Below are 25,514 nucleotides of genomic sequence, written 5' to 3'. Positions count from 1 at the left end.
TATGTCTCATCTATTTTGAAATCTGAATTTGAAGTTAAACAATCGATGCTTTTAAGTATTTGATTCGTCTTTATTTCCTAGCACTAAAGTCGCCAGTTTTACCATATCCATTTGAATCGTATTAAATTGCTTTTCTATCTTGGCAAAATCGATTTTTGAAAGATCGGTTTGACCATGCAATAGCGGCATATTCAGCAACTGTTGATTTGCACTCAATAAGCTTTGGCGAATTTGATCCACTTCCGTACTTTTTAAATTGAGTGCCAGCAAGGCATCATGTAAACCATTCAACTCTTGGCTGAGTGTAGCCGTGGTACTTTGTAAAGTTTGGACATTTTTATCTTGAATCGCTTGTTCAAGATTGCTTTTTGATTGCTTAAGCAGCGTGACGTAGTCATCAGTCTCGATTTGCAACTTGGCAATATCACGGGCGATGTTCAACATATTGCCACGACTTAAGGGTTGGGTGTCTTGGGTGACTGTTGTTGCGCTTTCTTCATTTTCAGAAGCTGTGTCTGCCTGTTCAAACGTAGTTGTTTGTTCAGCTTGCTCATTATCTTGGGGAGCTTGGTCACAGCCAGTGAGCGTTAATGCCGCCGCAAGTGTAGATATAGAGAGAATGGCTTTGAGAGATAGATTTTCCATCATGGCTGAACGACACCAGATTATAAGAAGATGGTCACTATAATGAGAAAGTGTGGAGAAAGAAGTGATTTTTGCAATTCAACAACAGTTTGATGAAAACAGAGGGATGAAGGGGTTTCTAAGTATTGAATAGAAAAGAGCAGATCAACTGCTCTTTTCTATTTGTTTCTCAAAATTATTTCGCTAATTCTGCTTCAATTGCGCTGATAATACGCTCGTCATCCGCAGTAATATCTGGTGCAAAACGGGCAACAATTTCACCGTTCTTATTTACTAAGAATTTTTCAAAATTCCATAACACTTCTGGTGGGTTGTTTGGCGTTAAACCATAATCGACCAAGTCTTTCCACCATGGACCTTCGCCTTGACGCTCTGGAATCGCTTGGGTCAGGGTTTGATATAAAGCGTGTTTATCCTCCCCCGCAACAGAGATTTTTGCGAACAGAGGGAAGTGTACGTCATAGTTCAGTGAGCAGAACTGCTGGATTTCATCATTTGATCCTGGCTCTTGTTCTAAGAAGTTATTCGCAGGAAAACCAAGAATTTCTAAACCTTGATCTTTTTTGGCTTGATACAGTTTTTCCAAACCTTCATATTGCGGTGTTAAACCGCACTTTGATGCTACGTTAACGATCAACAGGACTTTGCCTTGATATTGATCTAGATCGACTTCTTGGCCTTTAATGTCTTTAACTGGAATGTGATAAACCGATTGGCTCATGGAATACGTCCTAATTTGTTGTTGTGACAATACCCGTTTGTTTTAACTGCTATTGCCGCAGAGTGCAATGCTCTTGATATGAATCCATACAAATAATCAGAAAAACCAAGCCTTTATTTCAGAGAGAAGCATTTTTAAGTTGAATCGGTGTTTGCCCTGTATAGCGCTTAAAGAACTCAATAAAGCTGGAGCTGTGATGATAGCCCAAAGCAAAGGACAACTGTTTAATGGTCATCCCTTGGCGAATTTGATTGATGGCAAAAATAATCTTGGCGCGATTGCGCCATTCTGATAGCGATAGTTGTAACTCTTGTTGACTCAGACGAAGCACATGCCGCTCGCTCACTGTAAAGTTATTTAATACCTGCTGTAAACTGCTATTAAATAACTCAGGATCAGACAGCTTCTCTAAGATTGGTGACAAAATGGGATGGCTACTTTGGGGTAAGTAATGTGAATAAGCAGGCGCTTGTTTGAGCTGATCGAACAGCACTTGCAGCAGGTGTTCGAGATATTCAGGGGGAGCAGCTTGTTTTTGTTGCTCTAAGATTTGCAGTACCAATGCTCGAAAGAAAGGCTCGATACTAAAACAACGGCAAGTATTCCCTAAGAAATCGCCAAACTTCGGATGTAGCCGGATACAGATATAATGAATTTCATGCTCAACGGGGAGTGATTGATGTTCGGTTCGTGAGGGTAACCACAATCCATAACTCGGTGGTGATAGGTAGTATTTACCTTCAATATCAAACTCTAAAGTTCCATTCAAACTGAAATTGAAATCACCCCAAAGTGAAGAATGAGGTGTGACAATATCGTCTTTTTGATATAGAAATTCATGGACTTCTATACCGTGTAAAAAGGGAAATTGTTCAGCAACATCATGCTTCATTTGAGGGGCTCATTTTAGTTTTCGTAGGTCACTTTAGGATTGTTTAGACCTTTGGCTAAAGTAAAAATACTAATCAAAGCTAAGGCAACAAAACTAATTACACCATAAATTAAGATATTTTCATTGAAATGATCAACCACATAACCACCGAGTAGTGAACCTGTGGCAATCATGACTTGGAACATGCCCACAAACAGAGGCATACCTTTCTCCACAGCATGAGGGGCATGCACAAACATCCAGATATTGGCTGAGGTCGGGAACGCACCGAAAGCAAAACCCCATAAGGCGGTCAGTACAATGGCACCAAACTCATGAATTGCAAAGATTGGGAAGCCAAAGAAGACGATGGCAAAACAGATCCCGACAAAGGCAAGGGTATAGCGCACATTTAAATTGCCACTATAGCCTGCAAAGGCATTACCAAAAATACCTGCAATGCCATAAAGCAGAAGCAATGAGCTAATGGTGGTTCCATTAAAACCTGCAATATTTTTAAAGAAGGGGGCCAAGTAACTATAGGCACAGAAGTGAGCAAGACCAATCAGTAACACGATCAACATACCGCTACGTGCTTTGGGGGTACGCAATAATGCAGGTAGGTCGCGTAAATGAATGGCAGACTCAGGTTTCAGTTTAGGCAAGAAAATCACTTGTAGAACCAAAACCAGCAGTCCAATCACCGCAGTAATGCCGAATGCACTGCGCCAACCATAGAATTCACTCAGCCATGTCCCGATTGGAACGCCTAGGACGGTTGCAAAAGTAACACCCGCCATCACAATCGCAGTGGCTTTGGCGATGGGTAAATGGGGTGGTGCAAGCTTGCCACTGAGCGCGATTGCGGTTGCCCAGAAGCCACCAATTGAAATTCCGAGTACCAACCGGCTGAGCAATAGCACATTGAAGTTATCGGCAAATGCCGTAATGGTATTGGCAATGACCATAATTGCAGTCAGTAAGATCAATACATAACGACGATCTAGCTGTTTGACCCAAATGGGTAATAGCGGTGCAGCAATTGCTGCCATTACACCAGGTAAGGTAATGATTAAACCTGCAGTCCCGACGGAAATATTTAAGTCCGCCGCGACACTATTCAGTACGCCTACGGGCAAGAATTCACTGGTCACTAATGCAAAAGCACCAATGGCAACAGCTAAAATTGCATACCAACTGCCTTGTGTGGTTTCGATGGGTCGTGCATCTGAGGAAGTGGATTGTTCCATGTGAATGTCCTTATTTGTCATTAAGATGACAAAAGGGTTAAGAATAAATTAAGTTTTTATAACGATCGCTATAAAATAAAATAGTAGATAAATTCAAGGTCGTCAATTAATTTAATAGTGATCATTATAAAAATATTTGTAAGGCTTATGAGAAATATGCATAGCTTGAGAAAGTCACGTGGAAATGAATCAATAGGTCGCCTTAACAGGTTGTGTCGAGGCGACCAGTCATGATGCGGATAGAAGAAATACCTAAGCAGGGGGCAATTCAGTATTATCTCTGCATATATTATTGCTTTTGATAATGGACTTTAGGATTGTTCAGACCTCGTGCCAGCGTAAAGATCAATACTAGAGAACAGAGGACCAGTGGCAGCATGGCGAAAAATAAGACCGTACCATTAAAATAATCCACGATAATGCCACCAAACATACTGCCCAGCGCAATCAAGATTAAAAAGGTCAATGTCACCATTGGCATGCCTTTTTCAACGGCTTCAGGCGCATGGGTAAACATCCAGATGTTGACTGCGGTTGGGATAATGCCATAAGCAAAGCCCCATAAAGCAGTCAATATAATTGCTGAGATGACATGTGCGCCAGACAGTGGTAAGCACAGAAAGGCAAAGAAGAAAGTGATACCACTGACTGCAAAGGTATAACGGATATTCTTCTGCCCCAGATAGCCAGCAAAAATATTACCAAAAATCCCTGCAATCCCATACACCAGCAGTAAACGGCTAATCAGACCATCAGAGAAGTCTAGTTGATGCTTAAAAAAGGCAGAAAAATAACTATAAGCCGCAAAATGTGCAAAGCCCATAAAAATAAAGATGATCAGACCTTTACGCGCTGCAGGATGTTGCAACAGGATCGGAAGTTCTTTCCAACGCAATGAAGAGGCGGGTTTGAGTTGAGGCAGATATAGATACTGGAAGATAAACAGCAATACCCCCATCAATGAAATTGCCGTGAAAGAGGTCTGCCAACCATTATATTGAGCCAACCACGTGCCCATCGGCACCCCCAATACACTGGCCAAGGTCACTCCGAAGGCTACCCAAGCCGTTGCCTTGGCAATCGGTAAATGAGGCGGTGCAAGGCGACCGCTTAAAGCAACCGCAGTGGCCCAGAATCCGCCAACGGCAACGCCCAGAATGATACGTCCGACTAACAGCAGGATAAAGTTAGGTGCAAAAGCTGTGAGAAGATTGGCAACAATCATTAACAGAGTGAGCATCAGTAATAGAGTACGCCGATCTAGTGTCTTCGCCGAAATGGGAATCAGCACAGCAGCAAACATGCCGACGATTGCGGTCAATGAAACGGTTAGACCTGCTGTTCCTACAGAGACTTGAAAGTCCCGTGCGATGTCATTGAGTACACCAATCGCAAGAAACTCACCTGTGACCAAGGCAAAAGCACTGAAGGTAACGGAGAGCAATGCGAGCCAGTTCCCTTGCGAGGGGTTTGACTCCAGTGAGCTGAGGTCAGTTGCAGATGGGTTTTCCATAAAAATTCCCTTTATTGTTAATTAGATAACAATAAAATTGAAAAGTATTAATTTTTTATAACGATCGATATAAAATAAAATAGTTGATTAATGTTGCTGCGTCAATTAATTTGATAGTGATCGTTATGAAAATACCTGTGACTGTTATGACAAATGCACCTGATCCTCTGCCAACACCCTGTGATGACAGCTTGAAAAAAAAGCGTGGCCGTCCAAAGTGTTTTGACGAGCAGCAGGCTCTGGAAAAAGCCATGTTGCTATTTTGGGAGCATGGTTATGAAGCCACGTCGATCAGCGATTTAACACAAGCGCTAGAGCTGACTGCACCGAGCTTATATAGTAGCTTTGGTGATAAAGCTGGGCTGTTTTATAAATGCATCGACTATTATTTGGCCCATGAAGCTTGTCCGATTGTTCCTATTTTTTTAGAAGCCAAAACTGCCAAAGTTGCATTTGAGCTTTATTTATATGACAACGTCAAACGTTTGGCTCAACCCAATAAACCGACAGGTTGTATGTTGGTTGTCGCGACCATGAACTGCTCGGACAATGCACAGGCGGTGCAACACAATATTTTGGAAAAACGTTTGCAGACCAAGCAAAAACTGTTTGAGCGTTTAGAACAGGGAGTTGCCAACGGGGATTTGCCAGCAACAGCGCCTTTACAGGAAATGACAGACTTCTATGCAACGGTTGTGCAGGGTCTGACGATTCAAGCACGAGATGGGGCGACGGTTGAACAACTGCATAAGGTGGTTGAACACGCGATGCGCGCATGGGAGCTGTTCTAAGCCACGATGTCGTGACTGCGATATAAATGTCTGAAATACGATATTTCAATTATTTTGGACATCTTCCACAATACTCTCATTGCTGAGATAGGGTGAGAAAATGATGGGTCAGTTAAGTAAGTACCAAAAGTGGGCCTTCGTATTGCCCTTGATTGCGGTTTTGATTTGGTCGTTGAATATTGCAGTGACACGCTATGTGGCGGACTATATTTCGCCTGTAAGTATCAGTTTTTATCGTTGGTTTGTTGCCTTTATTATTTTGACACCGTTTATGTTGCCGAAAGTATGGCGACAACGCGCTGTAATTCGTCCGTTGATTCCTAAATTAGCCATACTCAGTGCTTTTGGTATGGTGTTGTACCAAGGTTTATCTTATACCGCTGCTCACTATACGACTGCGACCAATATGGGCATTGTGAATGCCTTTGTCCCGATCTTTACCATCTTTATCTCTTATTTTATTTTAAAAGATGCACCGAATCGTTTTGCGATTTTTGGCAGTCTTTTATCTTTTGCAGGCTTGATTTATGTGATGAGTCAAGGCCACCTGTCAAACTTATTTGATCAAGGCGGGCACTGGGGCGATGCAGTCATGGTATTGGCTGTGGGTTTCTATGCGTTTTATGGCGTGTTCTTGAAAAAATGGCAGCTACAGCTTCCTTTATTAAGCAGCTTGTATGTACAAATTGGTTTTGCGTTGCTGTATCACGTCCCATTCTTGCTCTGGTTTGGCCTAGATGGGATTAATGCTCAGAATGCCGCGAGTGTTCTGTATGCGGGCATGTTCCCTTCATTAATTGCACCTTTATTATGGATGGTCGCTGTACAGGCGATTGGCCCAAATCGTACCAGTATTTTTATGAATTTAATGCCGGTATTCACTGCGATTATCGCTAGTTTCTGGTTGTCAGAGCACTGGACAATTTATCATACCATTGGTGGTTTGATGATTCTGATGGGGATCATTATGGCGCAGAAGAAAACGGTTAAAGTATCGGCTCCGCTGGCTGAATCTGCATCCTAAATGTGAAAGTTGATGGTGCGTTTGTTTAAAATATCAACAAACGCACCAAAAATATTTTTTTATGACTGTGCTTTCTATATGATTTGCAAATATATTTTTAAGATTTACTAAATTTACGATCAAAAAAAAGCTGAATAAAAATATAAATATAATTTTATTGAAAATGACGAAGTGACAAAATTGGTACGCTTTTCACACTTTTTGTTAGATAAATAATATATTTGTATAAATGGGACGATTCCCTCATAATAGCAACCACAGCAAGATGATTCATTTTTAGAATGAATAGGTTGCTCACCAAATTTACAGACCCTCTGGATGTGATTATACACATCCTTTTTATGCTCAGTTATCCCTATATAACTGAGCTTTTTTTTGTCCGCTATTCACCTAATTAGGCGCGAACAACCTCACCTGTCAGTGCATTCAAAATGCGACTTGGTTCTCGACTCAACCCTAAATCACCTTCGAGATAATGTAATGAAGTGCTGAAGTAATGCTGCGCTTCTTCTAAGCTTTGTGCGGGTGAGAGACCTGCTGGGTTGGCGCTGGTAGAGACAATAAAGCCGCCAAATTGTTGGCATAGTTCCATGCATAGTGGATGTGTCGTGACACGAACTGCGACCAAAGGATGCTGTCCCTTGATCCATGTTGGAATACTTTGATCAGCAGGCAGTAGCCATGTTGTGGCACGTTCTGTCTCAAGGCGATTCGACCAACTTGCAATCACTTGCTGACGCAGATCAGTACTCAAGCCTTGCAGTAAATGTTCGACTTGGTCTAAATGCCCAGCCAATAAGATCACGCCTTTTTCAACGGGACGATGTTTCAGTTCCAGAACTTCCTGAAATGCCTGCTCATTGAAGGGATCACAACCCAATCCCCAAACTGCTTCTGTCGGATAAGCCAGAACTTGTCCTTGCTTTAAAAGTTGAGCTGCTTCAGAAATAGAGGAAGTCATCATGGGATGTATGTGAAAACAGGAGAGAGTATGACTAGTTTAATACATTGGGCGACAACGTAAATAGCGTCCTGCTTGTTGCATGCATAAACCGAGTAATTCCAATTCCATTAATTGTGCAGTCAGTTCCGCAATTGGCATCGGGTGACGTTGAATCAACTGATCTAGGTCTTGTCCGACCCAATCTAAAACTTGATAAAGTGCAATCAGATGGTTGGGTAAGGTAGGAGGGGCGATAGGTGCTTCTTCGGTTGTTTGTTGTTGGGTTTGCCATTGCGTTGGTAGTGCTAAATCTTCGATGATTTGTTCAGGATGATCGACCAGAATTGCACCTTCGCGAATCAGTTGATGACAGCCTTGATGGTGTTCACTATAAATATGCCCTGGAATCGCAAATACCATTTTACCTTGGGTTGCTGCCTCATTCGCGGTAATTAATGAACCACTTTTGAGTGCCGCTTCGACCACTAAGACACCGAGGCTAAGACCACTGACAATACGATTGCGCCTTGGAAAATGTTGTTGTAAGGGCATCGTGGTCGGCAGAAACTCAGTTACGATGGCCCCAGACTGGGTGATTTGTTGTGCCAGTTGTTTGTGCTGAGCCGGGTAGACGCTATCGAGGCCTGTACCCGTCACTGCAATGGTCCGTTGATGGGCCAATCCACCTTGATGTGCGGCCTGATCAATCCCATGTGCGAGTCCGCTGCTGATATAAAAACCTTTTTCACTTAAATAATAGGCAAAATCATAAGCGACTTGGCGTCCATGTGGACTCGGTTTACGGCTGCCCACCATGGCAATCTGTGGTTGTAATAAGGCCTGTGCTTGACCTTGTCCAAATAAAATGGGAGGACGATCTACATAAGGCAGCAGTTGAGTTGGGTAGCCAATATCATCAGGCGTTAAAATAAAATCGCTATATTTGCAAACCAGATCAAGAAGTTGTTGGAACTGTTGTTGACCCTGAGGGCTTTGAAATTCTGCTAAACGTTTTAAGTGATTGGCGTGTAAGCTCAGCTGAGACCATTCTGAGAAACGATGAGGCTGTGTTGCTTGTTCACAACCACCAAAGTGCTGCTGAATTTTGCTGAAACTCGACAGCGAATGCTGAACCAAGTACCACACCAACACAGTGTGATAGTGATGAGGTGATAATTGATTCAACATAGGCGTTTACTTAGTCATCTAAACGAGGTGGCTTAATATCCGAGCCAAGCTTGATCGGTAACTCGCTTTCAAGGATATAGGCGTAGCTGATACGATCAAAACTCTTAAAGATCATGGCGCTACCTAGGTATTGTCCAGGGAGTTTCACTTTCTCTTTGGTTTTTGGATCTCTGACCACTTCACCATCTTGATAGACACTAAACACTTGACCAATTTCAACGCCATCAGCGGTGCCACGATCAACGGTGACCACCCCATTTTTGGCTGCTGTGCCAATTGAACCCATTACACGAATGATTTTGCCGCCGTCTTTTACCTGATTGGCATCAATTGGGTAGAATAAAGTCGGTAGCATGGCATCCTGTTCAGCCATCACCCGATCGCCACGACGGACTTCACCGTTATAACTATCGGTAAGCTCAACCGTGGTGATGTCATTTTCATTGCGAATGGCAACAGCTGAAGCCACTTGCGTCAGTTCAACCCCAAGATTCTGTTTCTTGCCATTTTGGTCCAATACAATGTATGGCTCACCTTCACGGAATACTCCATAACGTTGACCGTTTTCAAGGCCTTTACCACGAACATAAACACTTTGGCCTTTACCTGCAAGTACGCGGTTGTCTGCTGTGCCCAGGATATAAGGGGTATTGGCAATCGCGTCTGCTGGTAGCACCGAAGTGCGCTCTAACCATTGTTGAATATGTGCCAAAGGAATGACAGGAACACTATTATTCAAGGCCTCAACACGGACTTGAGGACGTAAATTTGAGGTATTGCCTGTATAGCGACGGATAATCCCATCACAACCATCACCTTCATCTTTACCAATCAATGGTTTTCCATTCAAGCTACACAGCAGTAAGCGATCGCCCGGATAAATCCAGTGCGGGTTTTTCACATGCTTATTGCTTGCCCATATTTCTGGCCAGCGCCAAGGCTTACTTAAAAATTTCCCTGAGATATCCCAAAGCGTATCGCCTTTTTTCACCACATAAACATGTGGCGCACCGACTTTCACTGACGGTGGACTGACATTTGGGCTGGCTGCGTGGGCGAAATTAATGCTCATGCCTAATCCCGCACAAATTGCAGCGGCAATCAGTTGTTTTTTTAACCCCAAGGCATGAAATGAGTGTATGCCGTTTAAAACCTTTTTCATTATCATAATTCCTAATAATTATGTGTGTAGTTGCGTTATAATAACGACTTTACACACAATTTTTTGATCAAGTATTCCCTTTAGTTGGTTTTTTGATCAATGGCATAAGTGAGGACGACTGTATGGCCTTATTACCTATTCTAAGTTTTCCTGATCCCCGCCTTCGTACCATCGCCAAACCAGTCGAAGAAGTCACTGATGATATTCGTCAGCTTGCAGCAGATATGTTTGAAACCATGTACGAGGCACCGGGTATAGGTTTAGCGGCAACTCAGGTTGATCATCATATTCAGCTTATTGTTATGGACATCTCTGAAGAGAAAAACCAACCGATGGTGTTCATTAACCCCAAAGTCATTCCACTGACCGAAGATACGCAGCCTTATGAAGAAGGCTGTCTCTCTGTGCCTCAAATATACGACAAAGTTGAGCGTCCGTCACGCGTAAAAATCGAGGCAATTAACCTTGAAGGTCAAGCATTTGTGTTAGAAGCTGACGAACTTCTCGCTGTTTGTATCCAACATGAAATGGATCACTTAAATGGCAAACTTTTTGTCGATTATTTATCGCCATTAAAGCGTCAACGTGCACGTGAGAAAGTGGAAAAAGTGGTTCGCCAACGTGAAAAAGAAAAAGTCACTGTCAAACGTTAAGCGCTAGACATTATTTAAGATGTTTTCTTTGTTTCGTTGTGGCTTGCTGCTGGCTTTAACCGCGGTCTGTTTGCAGATTGCGGTTTTCTTGCAGCCGCTACTTCCGAAGCAATATCAAATCGCGCCTGTCTGTGAAACCATTACTCAGGCGTTGCTGTTGCCTAAGCTACAAGCTTCGCACAGCCATTCGGGCCATGCATCTTTGCAGCATGAGCATCAACTTGAACATGTTCAAGTGTCGATGCCACAACATGATCATCACGATCCTAACCACCAATGTCAGTACTGTACGGTCTATGCCAATCTGGTATTGCCGCCTGAATTGGGGGTGAAAGAGGTTTTGGTCCGTATCCAAATCCGTTTAGTTGCGTATCAACAAGCCTTTAAGCATGTTTATTTTGCACTGCAACGGTTGTTCTTATTGCCTCAAGGGCGGGCTCCGCCACTCTTTGCATAAATTAAAACTTTATTTTCGTTAGGGTTTTTTTGAACTCTGGCTCTGTTTTATCTATGTTTTAAGAGAGACCGATGATGGCTCAACCTAAATTTTTATTACAACCGCTGACGGTTGCGATCTTGGCTGCTTCAAATACCGCAATGGCATGGGCAGAACCTGTTCAGCATGAGCAGGCACATGTCTCAATGGCACCGATTGTGGTCACTGCACAACAGCCGAATGAGAGCAATGGTTTGGTGGTACAAGCCGATCCTAAGAAACCAATTCAACCCATCCCAGCGACAGATGGTGCCGACTATCTACAAAGTATTATGGGTTTTAACTCAATACAAAGCGGTGGCACCAATGGAGATGTGACTTTCCGTGGTATGTTTGGCTCCCGCATCAAGATTTTAACCGATGGTACGGAGAATCTCGGTGCATGTCCTGCTCGTATGGATGCGCCGACCTCTTATATATCCCCTGAAAGCTATGATCGTATTTCAGTGATTAAAGGGCCACAAACGGTTCAATATGCCAATACCGGTTCAGCAGCAACGGTGATCTTTGAGCGTGAACCTGAAAAACTCACCCAAGACAAACCTTATCGTGGGCAGGCGAGTGTATTGTGGGGTTCGTTTGGACGTTTAGATCAGAATGTTGAAGCGGCGATTGGCGATGAAAAAAAATATATCCGTTTAAATGCCAATCGTTCTGAATCGAATAGTTATCAAGATGGTGATGGTAAAACCATTCCATCGTCATGGGAACGCTGGAATGCCGATGTTGCATTGGGCTGGACCCCAGATGAAAACACTTGGTTGGAGTTGACCGGTGGAAAAGCGGATGGTGAGGCTGAATATGCTGGGCGTGGAATGGATGGTGCGCAATTCGCCCGTGAAAGTTTAGGTCTGCGTTTTGAAAAGAAGAATGTCACTGATGTGATCAAGAAAATTGAAGCTCAGGTCAACTACAGCTATAACGACCATATCATGGATAATTATAGTTTGCGCACACCGCCATTGGTTGAAATGAGCCATGATGGCATGACCATGCTGATGCCAAACCCGATGGCCATGCAAGTGACACGCCGTACCTTGAACTCACGTTTGGCCATGACCTCGGAATGGGATCAGTGGAGCTTAATCACTGGGGTCGATTCTCAGTTTAATAAACATGGTGGCAGTATGTTCTCGCCGACTATGCCATCAATGAATGTACCCTTCCGTCAGGATATGCGCTTCCAGTCTTATGGTGCCTTTGGTGAGTTGACTTATCAATTGAACCCGCAGAATAAAATCGTGACAGGTGCTCGTGTAGACCAAGTCACTGTTGATGATGAGCGTGCGGATTCTAAAGCCAAAGGTTTCAATACCCAGCTTGAAAAAACCTTACCTAGTGCTTTTGTTCGTTTGGAAAATCAAAATGCCGAGCATGGTGTAAACAGTTATGTGGGCTTGGGTTATGTTGAACGTATGCCAGATTATTGGGAATTATTCAGTCCTGAACATGGTAATGCAGGTTCGAGCAATACCTTTAATGGAGTACGTCCAGAGAAAACCTTGCAGTTAGATCTTGGTTTTACTCAGCAGCAGGGGGCATTTAACTCATGGGTGTCGGCATACGCAGGGTTGATTGATGACTATATTCTGATGAATTATCACGATCATAGCCATATGCATGCAGGTGGACATGGCGGGCATGGCAGCAGTGGCATTACTGCTGGCGCGAAGAATGTGGATGCAACCATTGCGGGTGCCGAGGCAGGTATTGGTTATCAGTTTACCGATCACATTCAAGCAGATGTGAGTGCGATGTATGCGTGGGGGAAAAATACCACGGACAATACACCGTTACCACAAATCGCACCTTTGGAAGGTCGGGTTAACCTGCGCTATGTTGCTGATAAATATACGCTCGGTATGTTGTGGCGAGTGGTCGATCAGCAAAATCGCATCAGCTTGCATCAAGGTAACATCGTGGGTTATGACTTGAAACCAAGTGCAGGTTTCTCAACGATTTCACTGAATGGTAGTTATAGTCTCAATAAAGATATCGATCTTTCTGTAGGGGTAGATAACGTCTTGGATAAGACCTATACCGAGCACCTCAATAAAGCCGGTAGTTCGGGTTTTGGTTTTGCCAGTGAAGAGCAATTCAATAATACCGGTCGAAATTACTGGATGCGTATGAGCATGAAGTTCTAAGCAACAAAAAACAAGGTGGCTGAGCCACCTTGTTTCATTTTAGCATTAAGCCAAGCAATCCTGTTTTGGCATTAAGCTATCGCAATACAATGGATTTAAAGCACATTGCAAATCATCGATTTGTTCTTGAGTCACATAGCCTTTGGCTTTGAGATATTCTGCGACGCGATCATCACGCAGACTTAAGAATGCAGCATCATAAACGCCTAAATCAACAAATAAAGCGGCCGTTTCCAAGCTATTAAAATGGTCTAAGAACACATCATTTTCATACATTAAGAAAATATGCGTCAAAGCAGCATTGGCATCGACTTTTAAACGTTGCGCTAATTGTTCAGGACGCGTTTTGATAAATAGTAAATCTGATAGTTCATCGAACTGGGTTTTATCCAGTTGGTTTTCACCCCCTTTGACATGTCCTAACCATGCTTTAAATACCAACACCGCACCACCACGTAACAGCATGCTCCAGATTTGATGGCGTGTTTCATGATCAAGATGGGATGATTCTGTTTCGAGTGCGTCTAAGAAAGAATCTTCTTGCTCTGCCAGTTTTTCAAATAAGCCAAGACCTTGTGGATGATAAGCTGCAGGTGCGAACACATCAAAATTGAGTTGGTTAAAGATATTGAGTGCCAGTGGAACAGCGGCTTGGTAAAGCGTATTCAGTGCGCGTAAATGTGTTTCATCCAGTTTGCTGTGTACAAAGATGGTTTGCCAGTCCAGTTCAGGTAACAGGGCATTCGCACTGTATTGGCGATAAAACTGTTGTGAGCTATGGTCAGTTGAAGGGTGACTGTTATTCATGATCAATGTCCTTTTTGACAATTTGTAATGAGAAACCCAACAAGCCGAGGTCTAGGTTTCGTTGAACTTGATCAATTTATGCTGTATCGAGAAAACAAGTAGAATACGACTAAAGTTGTAGATGTAATTTTAATAGTAAAATTTAATATTGAAAACAACAACTTGTTAAATTGTAAGTAAGTGTACAAACGTTCACTAATGTAAGTGAACGTTTTTGCCATAGCCAATAATGATTTGAGCACTTTGGTCAATTGATCATCGAGCAAAGTGCATTGTTTTGATCATTTTCGCCTATGTTGCAAAATATTTTGCTAGTTATTACATGGGCATGATTTTTAAACCAGATAGCCACGCACGCAGGCCTGCAGGTTTGAGTGGTTTTCTCAACAACACAATATTCTGCTGTTTTAAGTATTGCGGAAGTTCTGGGTCAGAATCTGCAGTAATCAGCGCGACTGGAATATGGGCCAGTCGATGTTGTTCAATGAAGTCTAGACCACGTTGATCATGGTTCAAATGCTGGTCGATCAGCCAGACCTGAATATCCTCTTGTTCAATCAGTCGTAGTGCTTGCTCAGGTTCTGTTGCAGTAAAAATCTGATAGCCCCATTTGCTGAGTAAAGTCCGCATGCCTTCTAAAATGGTTTCGTCATTGTCCAAGCACAACACTTTATAGGCGGTATGTTGCAGTGCTGGCACATGTGGTATTGCCATTTGAATTTTTGGTGCTTCAGCGAGTGGCACTTCAATCATGAAGCAAGAACCTTTACCCAGTTCCGAATAGACATGCACAGGGAAATCAAGCAGGCTGGTCATACGTTGTACGATGGCAAGTCCGAGACCAAGACCTTGTTCTCCCCAAGGCGAAGTATGGCCACAGCGTTCAAATTCTTGGAATAGTTTGAGGCGTTGTTGTTCATGAATACCAGGCCCTGTGTCCCAAACCCCGATACGAATATGCTTCGGACGTTGTGCAGAACGTAATACACCAACTACCACACGACCTTGAGCGGTATAACGCAATGCATTGCTGACAAAGTTCTGGATAATACGTCGCATCCATTGCGGATCGGTATCGACCCAAAATTTAGTGTCGTGAACAGACAGATGAATATTGCGTTGAGCAGCGATCGATTTGAACTGTAATTCCAGATCATTTAATAAGTCATGCAGTGCATAAGCTTGGCGTTTTGGCTGAATCGTACCCCCTTCCAAACGGGCGATATCGAGGAGTGCTGAGAGCATACTTTCAGCCCCATACAGGGCACGATCCAGTTGTTGTAAGGTCTGCTGGTCTTCGGTTGAATGTACACTTTGCTCTAATGCGGTACTAAATAAACGGGCCGCATGCATGGGTTGTAATAGGTCATGACTGGCTGCGGCAAGGAAGCGACTTTTCGATTGATTGGCTTTATCGGCTTGCTCTAGTGCCAGTTGTTGCTCGGTCAATGCATTGGCAAGCTGCTGAGTTCGGTCACTGACGCGTTCTTCCAACACTGCTTCATTTTCACGGAAGGCGGTAATATCAGCGAAAGTGGTCACGAAACCACCTCCCTCAATGGGATTACCACGCATCTGAATGACCAGACCATCTTTACGAATCCGCTCAAACTCATGTGCACTACCGACTTTCATCCAGTGCAGCCGCTTACGCACATGTTCCTCGACAGGGCCGGGACCACATTCACCGCGTTCAGCGTTATAGCGAATCAGATCTGCGATTGGACAGCCGACGTAGACCAGATCTTTAGGATAATCAAATAGCTTGAGATATTGGTTGTTCCACGCCACCAAACACATATTTTTATCGACCACACTGACGCCTTGAGTCATATGGTCGATCATGGTCATGAGCAGGTTTTGGTTAAAACGTTGCCATTGCGAGGCTTGGTCGAGAATATTGGCGACTTGTCCGAGTGCCAAACCATTGTTAATCATCGCAGTAGTGAGCAGTGTGCGGGCAGAGGCTGCCCCAATAATCCCTGCCAGATACTGCTCGGTGAAACGCCACCACATACCATTGGCAACGTGATTTTCATTTAACACCACATGGTTTTGTTCACAAAATTGCTGGAATGCTTGAAGGGTTGGCTTATCGCCCGTAACCCGTTTAGCCAGAGCTAATAAGTCACCGACTTTCAGGCGTGCGGCATTCAGGTGTAGATCGGTTAAATCCGTATTGGACTGAGCTGATGGCAGTGGTTTACTTTCATAATAAAAAAAGCTTTCTGCCTGAATTTGCTCTGCCACACTTGGACGATATAGACGAGACACCCAGATATACAGCACCACATTGAGACCTAATGACCACAACACGCCGTGGGTGAGGGGAGCAAAAGATTCGAATCCAAATAATGCTTCAGGGCGTAAGCCATTGATATCAAATGGGCCAAACAATAATAGGTGCTGTGCAAATTCTTGATAGTGATCTGGCAGGCTGCGCAATACTGTTGGGAAGAGTAGCGTGTAGCTCCACATGGCAAAGCCCATGAGTAAGCCGACATAAACCCCTTGGCGACTTGCACCACGCCAGTATAGCCCACCAATCAAGGCTGGAGAAAACTGTGCCACCGCACTAAAGGCCAATAAACCAAAGACTGAAAGCTGATTGATATCGTTAAAGAAATGGAAGAATAAGAAGCCCAGTAACATCACACTGACGATACTGATGCGACGCGTCAATTTGAGCACACGAGGCAAATGCTGATCATGACGAGAAATGATTTTAAAGCGCCATAATGCAGGCATGATCAGGTCATTACTGAGCATGATCGAAAGTGCGACTGAAGCCACCAATAGCATGCCTGTCGAAGCTGAAAAGCCACCTAAAAAGGCCAATAAAGCCAACCATTCTTGTTGATAGCTTAAAGGCAGAGCCAATACCGCAATATCAGGTGTACCCAGTGATTCAGGTAAAGAGTGTAAAGCCCAACTGGCAATCGGAATAATCGCAATCACGGTAAGAATCAGATAGGCCGCGAACCAGCGTCGTGCGCCACGAATATGCTTTTCATCCCGTAATTCGACCACTGCCACGTGAAATTGACGCGGCAAGCAAATCATGGCTAAGCCTGCAAGTAGGGTCTGAACCCAAAAAGTTTCAGGCACACCCAGTTGTTGCAGGTCATGGAAATGCTGACTGACATCGCTGCTGACCTGTTTGATATTGTCAGGTGATTGTAATAAGAAAAAAGCAGCCACACAGAGCAGTGCAAACAGTTTAACAAAGGATTCAAAGGCAACGGCCAACATTAGACCGCCGTGCTGTTCGGTATGCGCAATATGACGGGTACCAAAAATCATCGCCAAAATTGCCAGCACCGCGGTCAGCACTAACACACTATTGGTGGTGGTATGGATATGCGCATTTTGTTCAAGAATAACCGATGCACTGAGGGCAATGGCACGCAGTTGCAAAGCTAGATAAGGCACAATGGCAATCACAGCAAGGATGGTCACCAGTGCGGCCAAGCTACCACTTTTGCCATAACGCGCTGCGACAAAATCGGCAATCGAAGAAATCGCATGATGTTGACGAATCCGACCTAAGCGTTTCCAGATGTCATAACCAAACCAGATGAACAGCAAGGGGCCAAGATAAATCGGTAGAAAAATAACCCCCTGACGTACTGCAGCACCTGTCGCGCCGTAAAAGGTCCATGATGAGCAATAGACGCCTAAAGTCAAACTAAACAGCAGCATACGGCCGCGGGTACTTAAACGACTGGCATGTTTTTCACCAAAAAAAGCGCAGCCGAATAACAGCACAATATACAGGGCAAGGACACCAAGAATAAGCCAGCTGTTCATATTGCTCACGTGATCAAATTCCATTTTTTATCATACTCGAAGTGCAGGTATAGCAAGGAGTAGAGATTGTCATTTAGAGACCAAAGTCTAAGTTACGAGTCAAGCATAATCTTGTTACTTTGGATAATGAAAAATCCCATGTGAAAAAGGGGTCCACGGTTGGACACAAAAATAAGGAGTCAATTATGGATGATTCACAGGTAGATCGAATTCTACGAAATCCAAAGTTTCAAGAGATGGTCAGCAAAAAGCGCACATTAAGTTGGACATTAACAGCAATCATGCTGTTTATCTACGTTGGGTTTATGCTTTTGGTTGGCTATAACAAAGAATTTTTAGCAAGTTCATTTAGTGGTGGTGTGACCACATGGGGAATTCCCCTCGGTTTAGGCATTATCGTATTGTCATTTATCTTATGTGGTGTGTATTCCTATATTGCCAATACGAAACTTGACCAACTGAATGAAGCAGCCCTCAAGGAAGTTGAGGCCATTGCACATGAAAAAGGGATGCACTGAGATGAAAGGGACATCATTCAAAGCGATACTGTTCACGCTGCTCAGTTTTTGCTGCTCAAGTATTGCATTCGCGGGTCCAGACCTAGGTGCTGCTGAACAGCAGGCGACTAACTGGCACGCGATCATTATGTTTACGATCTTTGTCGGTTTCACATTGTTCATTACCAAATGGGCGGCAAAGCAAACTCAATCTGCACAAGACTTTTATACGGCAGGTGGTGGAATCAGTGGTTTCCAAAATGGTTTGGCGATTGCGGGTGACTATATGTCAGCGGCATCATTTTTGGGTATTTCAGCATTAGTTTTTAGCTCAGGCTTTGATGGCTTACTTTACTCACTTGGTTTTATGGTAGGTTGGCCAATCGTACTTTTCCTTGTTGCGGAACGCTTACGTAACTTAGGAAAATATAATTTGTCAGACGTGGTGTCATTCCGTTTGGAAGAAAAGCCAGTCCGTACTTTAGCAGCATTTAGCTCATTGGTTGTGGTTGCATTCTACCTGATCGCACAGATGGTGGGTGCAGGTCAGTTGATCAAATTGCTATTCGGTTTGAACTACAACATCGCAGTTGTGATCGTCGGTCTATTGATGATGGCTTATGTGATCTTCGGTGGTATGTTGGCAACGACTTGGGTACAGATCATCAAAGCGGTGATGCTACTCAGTGGCGCGACTTTCATGGCCTTTATGGTGATGAAAGCAGTTGGCTTTAGCTTCACCAATATGTTTAACCAAGCCATTGGTGTGTATAGCCAAGCGCATAGCATGAGCTGGGAAGAAGCATCAAAAATCATGGGGCCGGGTAAACTCGCGGCAAACCCAATTGATGCGTTATCACTTGGTCTTGCTTTGATGTTTGGTACGGCAGGTTTACCTCATATCCTTATGCGTTTCTTTACAGTAAAAGATGCAAAAGAAGCACGTAAATCAGTTGTGGTTGCAACTGGCTTTATTGGTTACTTCTATCTGCTCACCTTCATTATCGGTTTCGGTGCAATCCTGTTTGTTGCGAACAACCCACAATTCCTTGATGTTGCAAAAGCGGCAGTAACAGGAAAATTAGAGTTGGTTGGTGGTAACAACATGGCTGCCGTGCATTTAAGTGATGCAGTGGGTGGCGACTTGTTCATGGGCTTCATTTCAGCGGTCGCATTCGCAACGATTCTTGCGGTGGTTGCTGGTTTGACTCTGTCTGGTGCTTCAGCGATTTCACATGACTTATATGCCAATGTGTTCAAAAAAGGCAAAACCACGCCTGAATCTGAATTGAAGATGTCAAAAATTGCAACTTTAGGTTTAGCAATCTTTGCCATGATCTTGGGTATCTTGTTTGAGAAGCAAAACGTTGCCTTCATGGTGGGCTTAGCATTCTCAGTCGCATGTTGTGCAAACTTCCCAATCCTCGTGTTATCAATGTTCTGGAAAGGTTTGACTACACGTGGTGCGGTGATTGGTGGTGTGGTTGGTTTGGTTGGTGCGGTGAGCCTAATCATTCTGTCTAAAGCAGTTTGGGTGGATACTTTGGCAATTTCTGAAACTGCGCCAAACCCATTCAATGGTCCAGCATTATTTGCAATGCCACTCTCATTCTTCTGCTGCTGGTTCTTCTCTGTAACAGACAAGTCAGCACGTGCGGAGAAAGAGCGTAAAGCCTTTGATGCTCAGTTTGTGCGTTCAATGACAGGGATCGGTGCTTCTGGCGCGTCAGATCACTAATCAAAACCAAGCATAAAAAAAGCCCTCATTGATTGAGGGCTTTTTTATGGCTTACTGATGCATACTGGCCAGTTGCTGCCCTTGGTTGCGATATAAAGACAAACCAATGCGCTGTAAATGCCGTCCATTTTGTTCAAGGAAGTTATTTAATTTTGGAATATGTTTAGCACCTGTATATAAGGCTAAATTACGACCAATCAGATAATAAGCAAACCATGATGCCGATTGCGGAGCTAAACCGAGCTTCTGCATTTTGTTACGACCAATAAAAAATTGAGTAATTTCGAGATGCTGCTTATAGGCCAGTTTCTGTTGGAAAGAACGTAGATAGCGATATTTTCGCTCAAAGGGTTCTTTGGAAAGACTGGAACCCAATGAAGCGCTGCTGGCATCAGATTGAGGATGCGCGAAATGCATCCAGTAAATCAGTTTCCAGCCATCGGCTTCTTGATCGACTAACCATTTTTCTTCAACGCCCATTAGCCAGCCTGCGTATTTCCAAAAATGTAAAAAGCTGTCGACTTCTTGTTTACTTGGAAAAATGCCTAAAGCCCGGATCCCAAGCAATACCACACCGCTAAAAGCGATATTGGTCATTGCCTGATCATATTGATTGATTGGAATTCCCCAAGTTTCGGCATCCCATTTCTCCGATTTTTGCAGTTGATGACGCACGAGTGAATGAATAAAACGCACAAAAATGGTTGAGGTAAAACCTTTGCTAAAACGTTCAAAGCCATTTTTTTCGGTGATGTCAACCCACCATTTGGTGGTTTCAGCCAGACGTGTACCTGCCTGTTTTTTTAATGCGCCTGTCAGGACCAAGGGTTGATTAAAACCAGGGTACATATAGCCGGTCATTAGGGATAAATCTCGGAGGATCAGTCCGTTATTGATTCCCAAGCGATAGGTAAACTTCAGTGCAGCATCAATTTTGTTTTGATCATACCAAGCAGGTTTTTGTTCAACGAATTGGAAGAAGGTAGTGAGTTCAGGAATCTCATGTGGCAATTCATCTAAACCTTGATATAACGCCGTTTCAAAGTATTTGCGATGTTGTTTTGGATTTTCTAAAACCCAAAGCAGCAGTTGATCCATGGGTTGATCACCACTTTGCAGAGCGGTATTCAGTGCCTGATACTCTTCATAGCTTGGTTGTACCTGTTGATGGGTCATATAACTCAGAATTTTGGTTTTGATATTGGACTGACTCATGTCTTCAAACGCAGCCAAGCGTTTAGGTTTAATGATGCTTTGCATTGCATAAAGCCTGTGATTGTTATTTAATCAAAGCTTAATATGAATAATTATTCGCATTCAATTCGCATTCCAGTCGAGTTTGTTTATGAGAAAAAGACCACAGCAGCAACGTGCCAAAATGATTGTCGAAAGCATTTTGGAAGGGGCGCAGAAATGTATTTCTGAATATGGGGTTTTGCAGGTGACGACGCCTAAAATCTCTGAAAAATCAGGCGTTAGTGTTGGGTCGATCTATCAGTATTTTGAAAATAAAGAACAAATCATCGCAGAACTATTATTGCGTAAAAGTGAAAGCTTGGGGCAAGCCGTAAAGCAACTGGTGATGCTACAACAACAAACCCCTATTCAAGACATCATCACATTAAGTATTGCGTTTGGCTTTGAATCTTTGAAATCTGATCAAGGTTTTTTTATCGAAATCTTAAAAAACTGGCATGCCTATAGTGACTCGGAAGCGGCACAGGTGTTGGAGCAACACTTCTTGGAAATCGGCATGTATTTATTTGGTCGTTACTATCCGCAGTGGGATTTTGAAACTTTAAAACATAAGTCTTTTGTGATTATTAACAGTACTCTATTTACCATGATGCGTTATGCCAGTAAAAATACTTTTCTTATTGAAGAACAACGACTACAACAAGAACTCTCGAAAATGATTGTTTCATTTTTAGATGCAGTATGATGCGATTGATAAGAAAACCAGAACAAGATTTAGGAATAACAACATGCAAACGTTAAAACAATTTTGGCAGAGCCTTCGCTTACTTCCATCAGCATGGTTATTGCTGGTTCAATTGGCCTTGTTGATTTTATATATGTTGACCACTGGCGACAGTGAATTTCGTGCTTTAACTTGGTCGCTGGGCGTATTGGCCTTATTGATCATCGCTAAAGTGATTCGGCAAAGCCCTGTATTTACCTTTTGGGGACTGGTTTTTGTGAGTGGTGCTTTTTTATTTTCGATCCTGATTTTTATTGGCTATAGCAATTTGATGATTCAGATCATCGCACATAGTTTTGAAGCGTTGGCTTATTTCTATGCAGCATATGGTTTGTTGCGCTATATGTTTGCGGATCGTTATCTCACCAAAGATGAATTGTTTGCAGCCGGGGCAGTATTTACCCTCATCGCTTGGGCTTTTGCCTTCTTATATAGTATCTGTCAGTTAATCCTGCCAAATAGTTTTCAAAATCCCAATCAACCTCAAGCCTTACAACATTGGCTGGATTTATTGTTTTTGAGTTTTAGTCTGCAGTCCGCAACTGGATTATCGGATTTAATCCCGATCAGCCCTGCGGCCAGAGTGTTGGCAATGTTGCAAATGTTTGGTGGTGTCATGTATTTGGCTGTGGTGGTGTCTCGTCTCATTGCCTTACAGTATATTGCACATGCGCCAAAACACGCCAATGATAAAGAATAGCTTTGTTACAGCATTACAACTGCTTTATTTTTCACATTTTTTATAATTAGTATCGAGTTTTACATGCTTTAAGCTCGCTTTTATTCACATTGTGAATGTCTTCTTTGGCCATCATGGCCTGTCCATTATCATTAGAATAACGTGAGGGAATTATGCCTTCCAAGCCATCTTCGCAGTTTGCGAATGTGAATCCAAACGTGTTTTTAAGCACGGTGATTATCATTGCGATTTTTATCGCAATCGTCATTATCGCACCCAGCTCATTTGAATTTCTGACACAACAACTGAAGCAATGGATCACGGACTCGTTTAGCTGGTTCTATGTCCTCTCTGTTGCGGTGTTTTTGATTTTACTGATTTATATTGCCTGTTCGGCCAGCGGCAAAATTAAATTAGGCCCTGATCACAGCCAACCCGAATATAGTAATGGCTCGTGGTTTGCCATGCTGTTTACCGCAGGGATGGGGATCGGGTTAATGTTCTTCGGTGTAGCTGAGCCGGTGATGCACTATGTTAGCCCACCCAGTGGTGATCCTGAAAGTGTCGCTTCGGCACAGCAAGCCTTGAGAATTACCTTTTTCCATTGGGGCTTGCATGCATGGGCAATTTACGCCGTGGTTGGATTGGCCTTGGCCTATTTTGCTTATCGGCATAATCTGCCATTAAAAACCCGTTCCGCCTTATATCCAATTATTGGTAAGAAAATCTATGGCCCTTGGGGGGATGGGATTGATACCTTTGCCACCATTGGTACAGTTTTCGGGGTGGCGACCTCTTTAGGTTTTGGTGTGACGCAAATCAATTCAGGTCTGCATTATCTATTTGGGATTGAGCAAAGCAGCAATGTTCAGGTGATCCTGATTATTTTTGTTAGTGCTTTGGCATCCATGTCGGTATTTTTAGGTCTGGATAAAGGGGTCAAACGCCTTTCCGAACTCAATCTAATTTTGGCTTTGGTGTTGTTGGCTTTTGTATTTATTGCTGGCCCAAGTATTTATCTGCTGCAAACCACCATTCAAAACATGGGTTCGTATATGTCGAACCTATTCGGCATGACCTTCAACCTCTACGCCTATCAACCGAATGGTTGGATTGGTGGTTGGACCATTATGTATTGGGCATGGTGGATTTCATGGTCGCCGTTTGTAGGCATGTTTATTGCCCGTGTGTCGCGTGGTCGAACCATCCGTGAATTTATTGTTGGGGTGTTATTGATTCCGACAGGTTTTACCATTATCTGGATGGGCTTTTTAGGTAATGCCGCACTGTTTAGCATTATGCAAGAGCATAATGTAAGTTTGCTTCATGCCGTGCAAACGGATTCATCAGTCGCTTTATTTGAGTTTTTGAATCATTTGCCATTTTCGGGTGTGATGAGTTTGTTGGCAACCGTATTGGTGATGCTCTTTTTCGTAACATCTGCGGATTCGGGTGCTTTGGTTACCGATTATCTCACCGCTAAAACCGAGAACTCACCAACATGGCAAAGACTATTTTGGACGGTATTGATGGCAGCCTTGGCTATTATCCTGCTGTTGGTTGGTGGTCTGTCTGCATTGCAATCCTCTATTATTATGAGCGCATTGCCTTTTACTTTTATTATGTTGCTGATGAGTTGGGGTTTACTCAAAGCCTTGAAGTTGGATGTCACCAAAATGAAGGCGATTCAAGAGGCGCGTATTACCCCACGTGCCATCAATAATCCACGCAGTTGGCAGCAGCGTTTAGGTTTAATCATGCATTATCCGCATACTGAAACTGAAGTTCAGCACTATATCGATACGCAAGTTCGTAAGGCTTTTGAAAGTATTCAGCGTGAATTCAAACGCCGTCACTTGGAAGTGGAGATTCGTGAAATCGAAAATGGTCTGCAATTGCATGTCGATCATCACCATGAAATTAACTTTACCTATAAAGTGGTTTCGCATGCCACTGTTCCACCTAGCTTTATGTTAGGGCGTGCAGATGAAGATGAGGCCAATTACTTTCAGGCAGAAGTATTCTTGCGTGAAGGTGGGCAAAACTATGATGTGATGGATTGGACGCAAGAAGATTTGATTCAGGACATTATTGATCAATATGAACGTCATCTTTACTTCCTAAATATTGTGAGAGGCACAACGTCTTAATCAAAAATTCTGACTGTAATATGGAAAACAACGGTTTTGAGCTTATCAAAGCCGTTGTTTTTATTTGGATGAATGTATTTTAAGCATGAAGAGGATGCAGGAAAGGCTTTTTAGCGAAGTGGGGTGGTTAAAATAAAAGCTAAATATAAAGATAAAGTTGTTTTTCGGCTGATAATTAAAGCGTATTTATTAGAAAATCATTAAATTACAGGTATTTACGTTGTTTAAATTCACTTTTAAGATAATTAATAAATTTTAAATTATATAAATCAGTGAATTAGATAAGTTAAAGTTTAAAAATAAAACAACCGAATAATTTAATTTTTAAAAGTGCTTGCACCTGATGTGAAATACTGTAGAATGCACATCCATCGGCGGTGATGCAGATAAAAACTTGTTGAGAAACAAGGATTTGGCTAAAGTGGTTAGATTCTTGAGTTGATTGATA

At 43.0% G+C, this 25,514-nt stretch carries 21 protein-coding genes; 10 read left to right on the top strand and 11 right to left on the bottom strand.

What is annotated here, in order from left to right:
* Positions 1-51: 51 nt before the first annotated feature.
* The 5 genes from F885_RS06460 to F885_RS06480 form a co-directional block, all read right to left on the bottom strand.
* A complete protein-coding gene (locus F885_RS06460) occupies positions 52-648 on the bottom strand; it encodes a hypothetical protein (protein ID WP_005319718.1) in 597 nt (198 codons plus the stop codon).
* Between the two features lie 172 nt (positions 649-820).
* Positions 821-1,366, bottom strand: a complete 546-nt coding sequence (locus F885_RS06465) for a glutathione peroxidase (RefSeq protein WP_005319715.1) — start codon at positions 1,364-1,366, stop codon at positions 821-823.
* A gap of 118 nt (positions 1,367-1,484) precedes the next feature.
* On the bottom strand, positions 1,485-2,258 hold the full coding sequence (locus F885_RS06470; RefSeq protein ID WP_005319712.1) for an AraC family transcriptional regulator: 774 nt from the start codon (positions 2,256-2,258) through the stop codon (positions 1,485-1,487).
* A 14-nt stretch (positions 2,259-2,272) separates the two neighbouring features.
* Complete coding sequence (locus F885_RS06475; protein WP_005319710.1) at positions 2,273-3,487, bottom strand: MFS transporter; 1,215 nt, start codon at positions 3,485-3,487, stop codon at positions 2,273-2,275.
* A gap of 289 nt (positions 3,488-3,776) precedes the next feature.
* Positions 3,777-5,000: an MFS transporter gene (locus F885_RS06480; protein WP_005319707.1), complete on the bottom strand. Its 1,224-nt coding sequence runs from the start codon at positions 4,998-5,000 to the stop codon at positions 3,777-3,779.
* 137 nt (positions 5,001-5,137) lie between these two features.
* Between F885_RS06480 and F885_RS06485 the strand changes: the two genes are divergently transcribed.
* Positions 5,138-5,791, top strand: a complete 654-nt coding sequence (locus F885_RS06485) for a TetR/AcrR family transcriptional regulator (protein ID WP_407636631.1) — start codon at positions 5,138-5,140, stop codon at positions 5,789-5,791.
* 103 nt (positions 5,792-5,894) lie between these two features.
* A complete protein-coding gene (locus F885_RS06490; RefSeq protein ID WP_032859607.1) occupies positions 5,895-6,815 on the top strand; it encodes a DMT family transporter in 921 nt (306 codons plus the stop codon).
* A gap of 394 nt (positions 6,816-7,209) precedes the next feature.
* On the opposite strand, the gene F885_RS06495 is transcribed toward F885_RS06490, so the two are convergent.
* From F885_RS06495 to F885_RS06505, 3 genes are read right to left on the bottom strand one after another with little or no spacing between them, the layout of a single operon-like run.
* A complete protein-coding gene (locus F885_RS06495; RefSeq protein WP_005319698.1) occupies positions 7,210-7,779 on the bottom strand; it encodes an L-threonylcarbamoyladenylate synthase type 1 TsaC in 570 nt (189 codons plus the stop codon).
* 36 nt (positions 7,780-7,815) lie between these two features.
* Positions 7,816-8,946 carry a DNA-processing protein DprA gene (gene dprA, locus F885_RS06500; protein ID WP_005319695.1) on the bottom strand — a complete coding sequence of 377 codons (1,131 nt, stop codon included), beginning with the start codon at positions 8,944-8,946 and terminating at the stop codon, positions 7,816-7,818.
* 10 nt (positions 8,947-8,956) lie between these two features.
* Positions 8,957-10,108 (bottom strand): LysM peptidoglycan-binding domain-containing protein, encoded by a 1,152-nt coding sequence (locus tag F885_RS06505; RefSeq protein WP_004802007.1) that lies wholly within the window; start codon positions 10,106-10,108, stop codon positions 8,957-8,959.
* Positions 10,109-10,230: 122 nt separating this feature from the next.
* On the opposite strand from F885_RS06505, the gene def reads away from it, so the two are divergent.
* The 3 genes from def (at position 10,231) to F885_RS06520 (ending at position 13,404) form a co-directional block, all read left to right on the top strand.
* Positions 10,231-10,761 carry a peptide deformylase gene (gene def, locus F885_RS06510; RefSeq protein ID WP_005319693.1) on the top strand — a complete coding sequence of 177 codons (531 nt, stop codon included), beginning with the start codon at positions 10,231-10,233 and terminating at the stop codon, positions 10,759-10,761.
* Positions 10,762-10,780: 19 nt separating this feature from the next.
* Positions 10,781-11,218 carry a DUF2946 family protein gene (locus F885_RS06515; RefSeq protein WP_005319691.1) on the top strand — a complete coding sequence of 146 codons (438 nt, stop codon included), beginning with the start codon at positions 10,781-10,783 and terminating at the stop codon, positions 11,216-11,218.
* 74 nt (positions 11,219-11,292) lie between these two features.
* Positions 11,293-13,404 carry a TonB-dependent copper receptor gene (locus tag F885_RS06520; protein ID WP_032859604.1) on the top strand — a complete coding sequence of 704 codons (2,112 nt, stop codon included), beginning with the start codon at positions 11,293-11,295 and terminating at the stop codon, positions 13,402-13,404.
* Between the two features lie 45 nt (positions 13,405-13,449).
* On the opposite strand, the gene F885_RS06525 is transcribed toward F885_RS06520, so the two are convergent.
* Both F885_RS06525 and F885_RS06530 read right to left on the bottom strand, forming a co-directional pair.
* On the bottom strand, positions 13,450-14,211 hold the full coding sequence (locus F885_RS06525; protein WP_005319687.1) for a hypothetical protein: 762 nt from the start codon (positions 14,209-14,211) through the stop codon (positions 13,450-13,452).
* A 318-nt stretch (positions 14,212-14,529) separates the two neighbouring features.
* Entirely contained in the window at positions 14,530-18,021 is a 3,492-nt protein-coding gene (locus tag F885_RS06530) for a hybrid sensor histidine kinase/response regulator (RefSeq protein WP_171068219.1), read from the bottom strand.
* A 185-nt stretch (positions 18,022-18,206) separates the two neighbouring features.
* Here F885_RS06530 and F885_RS06535 point away from each other — a divergent pair, with 185 nt between their 5' ends.
* Both F885_RS06535 and F885_RS06540 read left to right on the top strand, forming a co-directional pair.
* Entirely contained in the window at positions 18,207-18,539 is a 333-nt protein-coding gene (locus tag F885_RS06535; protein ID WP_004656466.1) for a DUF485 domain-containing protein, read from the top strand.
* Between the two features lies 1 nt (position 18,540).
* Positions 18,541-20,256: a cation acetate symporter gene (locus F885_RS06540; RefSeq protein WP_017402153.1), complete on the top strand. Its 1,716-nt coding sequence runs from the start codon at positions 18,541-18,543 to the stop codon at positions 20,254-20,256.
* A 51-nt stretch (positions 20,257-20,307) separates the two neighbouring features.
* Here F885_RS06540 and F885_RS06545 read toward each other — a convergent pair whose 3' ends face one another.
* Entirely contained in the window at positions 20,308-21,516 is a 1,209-nt protein-coding gene (locus F885_RS06545) for an oxygenase MpaB family protein (RefSeq protein ID WP_005319681.1), read from the bottom strand.
* Between the two features lie 85 nt (positions 21,517-21,601).
* Between F885_RS06545 and F885_RS06550 the strand changes: the two genes are divergently transcribed.
* The 3 genes from F885_RS06550 (at position 21,602) to F885_RS06560 (ending at position 25,066) form a co-directional block, all read left to right on the top strand.
* Entirely contained in the window at positions 21,602-22,198 is a 597-nt protein-coding gene (locus F885_RS06550; RefSeq protein WP_005319678.1) for a TetR/AcrR family transcriptional regulator, read from the top strand.
* Positions 22,199-22,241: 43 nt separating this feature from the next.
* Positions 22,242-22,937, top strand: a complete 696-nt coding sequence (locus F885_RS06555) for an ion channel (protein ID WP_005319676.1) — start codon at positions 22,242-22,244, stop codon at positions 22,935-22,937.
* 152 nt (positions 22,938-23,089) lie between these two features.
* Positions 23,090-25,066 (top strand): BCCT family transporter, encoded by a 1,977-nt coding sequence (locus tag F885_RS06560; protein WP_005319672.1) that lies wholly within the window; start codon positions 23,090-23,092, stop codon positions 25,064-25,066.
* The last annotated feature ends 448 nt before the right edge of the window (positions 25,067-25,514 follow it).

Source organism: Acinetobacter higginsii (assembly GCF_000369845.1).
Taxonomy (GTDB): Bacteria; Pseudomonadota; Gammaproteobacteria; order Pseudomonadales; family Moraxellaceae; genus Acinetobacter; species Acinetobacter higginsii.
The sequence above is the reverse complement of the archived record's forward strand: the minus strand, read 5'-3'. Positions and strand labels throughout refer to the sequence as shown.

Bases quoted from the DNA above. Each gene is read 5' to 3' on its own strand.
- F885_RS06495 (WP_005319698.1), bottom strand. From the start codon at position 7,779: ATGATGACTTCCTCTATTTCTGAAGCAGCTCAACTTTTAAAGCAAGGA.
- F885_RS06475 (WP_005319710.1), bottom strand. From the start codon at position 3,487: ATGGAACAATCCACTTCCTCAGATGCACGACCCATCGAAACCACACAA.
- F885_RS06530 (WP_171068219.1), bottom strand. From the start codon at position 18,021: ATGAACAGCTGGCTTATTCTTGGTGTCCTTGCCCTGTATATTGTGCTG.
- F885_RS06460 (WP_005319718.1), bottom strand. From the start codon at position 648: ATGATGGAAAATCTATCTCTCAAAGCCATTCTCTCTATATCTACACTT.
- F885_RS06505 (WP_004802007.1), bottom strand. From the start codon at position 10,108: ATGAAAAAGGTTTTAAACGGCATACACTCATTTCATGCCTTGGGGTTA.
- dprA (WP_005319695.1), bottom strand. From the start codon at position 8,946: ATGTTGAATCAATTATCACCTCATCACTATCACACTGTGTTGGTGTGG.
- F885_RS06540 (WP_017402153.1), top strand. From the start codon at position 18,541: ATGAAAGGGACATCATTCAAAGCGATACTGTTCACGCTGCTCAGTTTT.
- F885_RS06520 (WP_032859604.1), top strand. From the start codon at position 11,293: ATGGCTCAACCTAAATTTTTATTACAACCGCTGACGGTTGCGATCTTG.
- F885_RS06545 (WP_005319681.1), bottom strand. From the start codon at position 21,516: ATGCAAAGCATCATTAAACCTAAACGCTTGGCTGCGTTTGAAGACATG.
- F885_RS06515 (WP_005319691.1), top strand. From the start codon at position 10,781: ATGTTTTCTTTGTTTCGTTGTGGCTTGCTGCTGGCTTTAACCGCGGTC.
- F885_RS06525 (WP_005319687.1), bottom strand. From the start codon at position 14,211: ATGAATAACAGTCACCCTTCAACTGACCATAGCTCACAACAGTTTTAT.
- F885_RS06480 (WP_005319707.1), bottom strand. From the start codon at position 5,000: ATGGAAAACCCATCTGCAACTGACCTCAGCTCACTGGAGTCAAACCCC.
- F885_RS06470 (WP_005319712.1), bottom strand. From the start codon at position 2,258: ATGAAGCATGATGTTGCTGAACAATTTCCCTTTTTACACGGTATAGAA.
- def (WP_005319693.1), top strand. From the start codon at position 10,231: ATGGCCTTATTACCTATTCTAAGTTTTCCTGATCCCCGCCTTCGTACC.
- F885_RS06490 (WP_032859607.1), top strand. From the start codon at position 5,895: ATGGGTCAGTTAAGTAAGTACCAAAAGTGGGCCTTCGTATTGCCCTTG.
- F885_RS06535 (WP_004656466.1), top strand. From the start codon at position 18,207: ATGGATGATTCACAGGTAGATCGAATTCTACGAAATCCAAAGTTTCAA.
- F885_RS06555 (WP_005319676.1), top strand. From the start codon at position 22,242: ATGCAAACGTTAAAACAATTTTGGCAGAGCCTTCGCTTACTTCCATCA.
- F885_RS06550 (WP_005319678.1), top strand. From the start codon at position 21,602: ATGAGAAAAAGACCACAGCAGCAACGTGCCAAAATGATTGTCGAAAGC.
- F885_RS06560 (WP_005319672.1), top strand. From the start codon at position 23,090: ATGCCTTCCAAGCCATCTTCGCAGTTTGCGAATGTGAATCCAAACGTG.
- F885_RS06465 (WP_005319715.1), bottom strand. From the start codon at position 1,366: ATGAGCCAATCGGTTTATCACATTCCAGTTAAAGACATTAAAGGCCAA.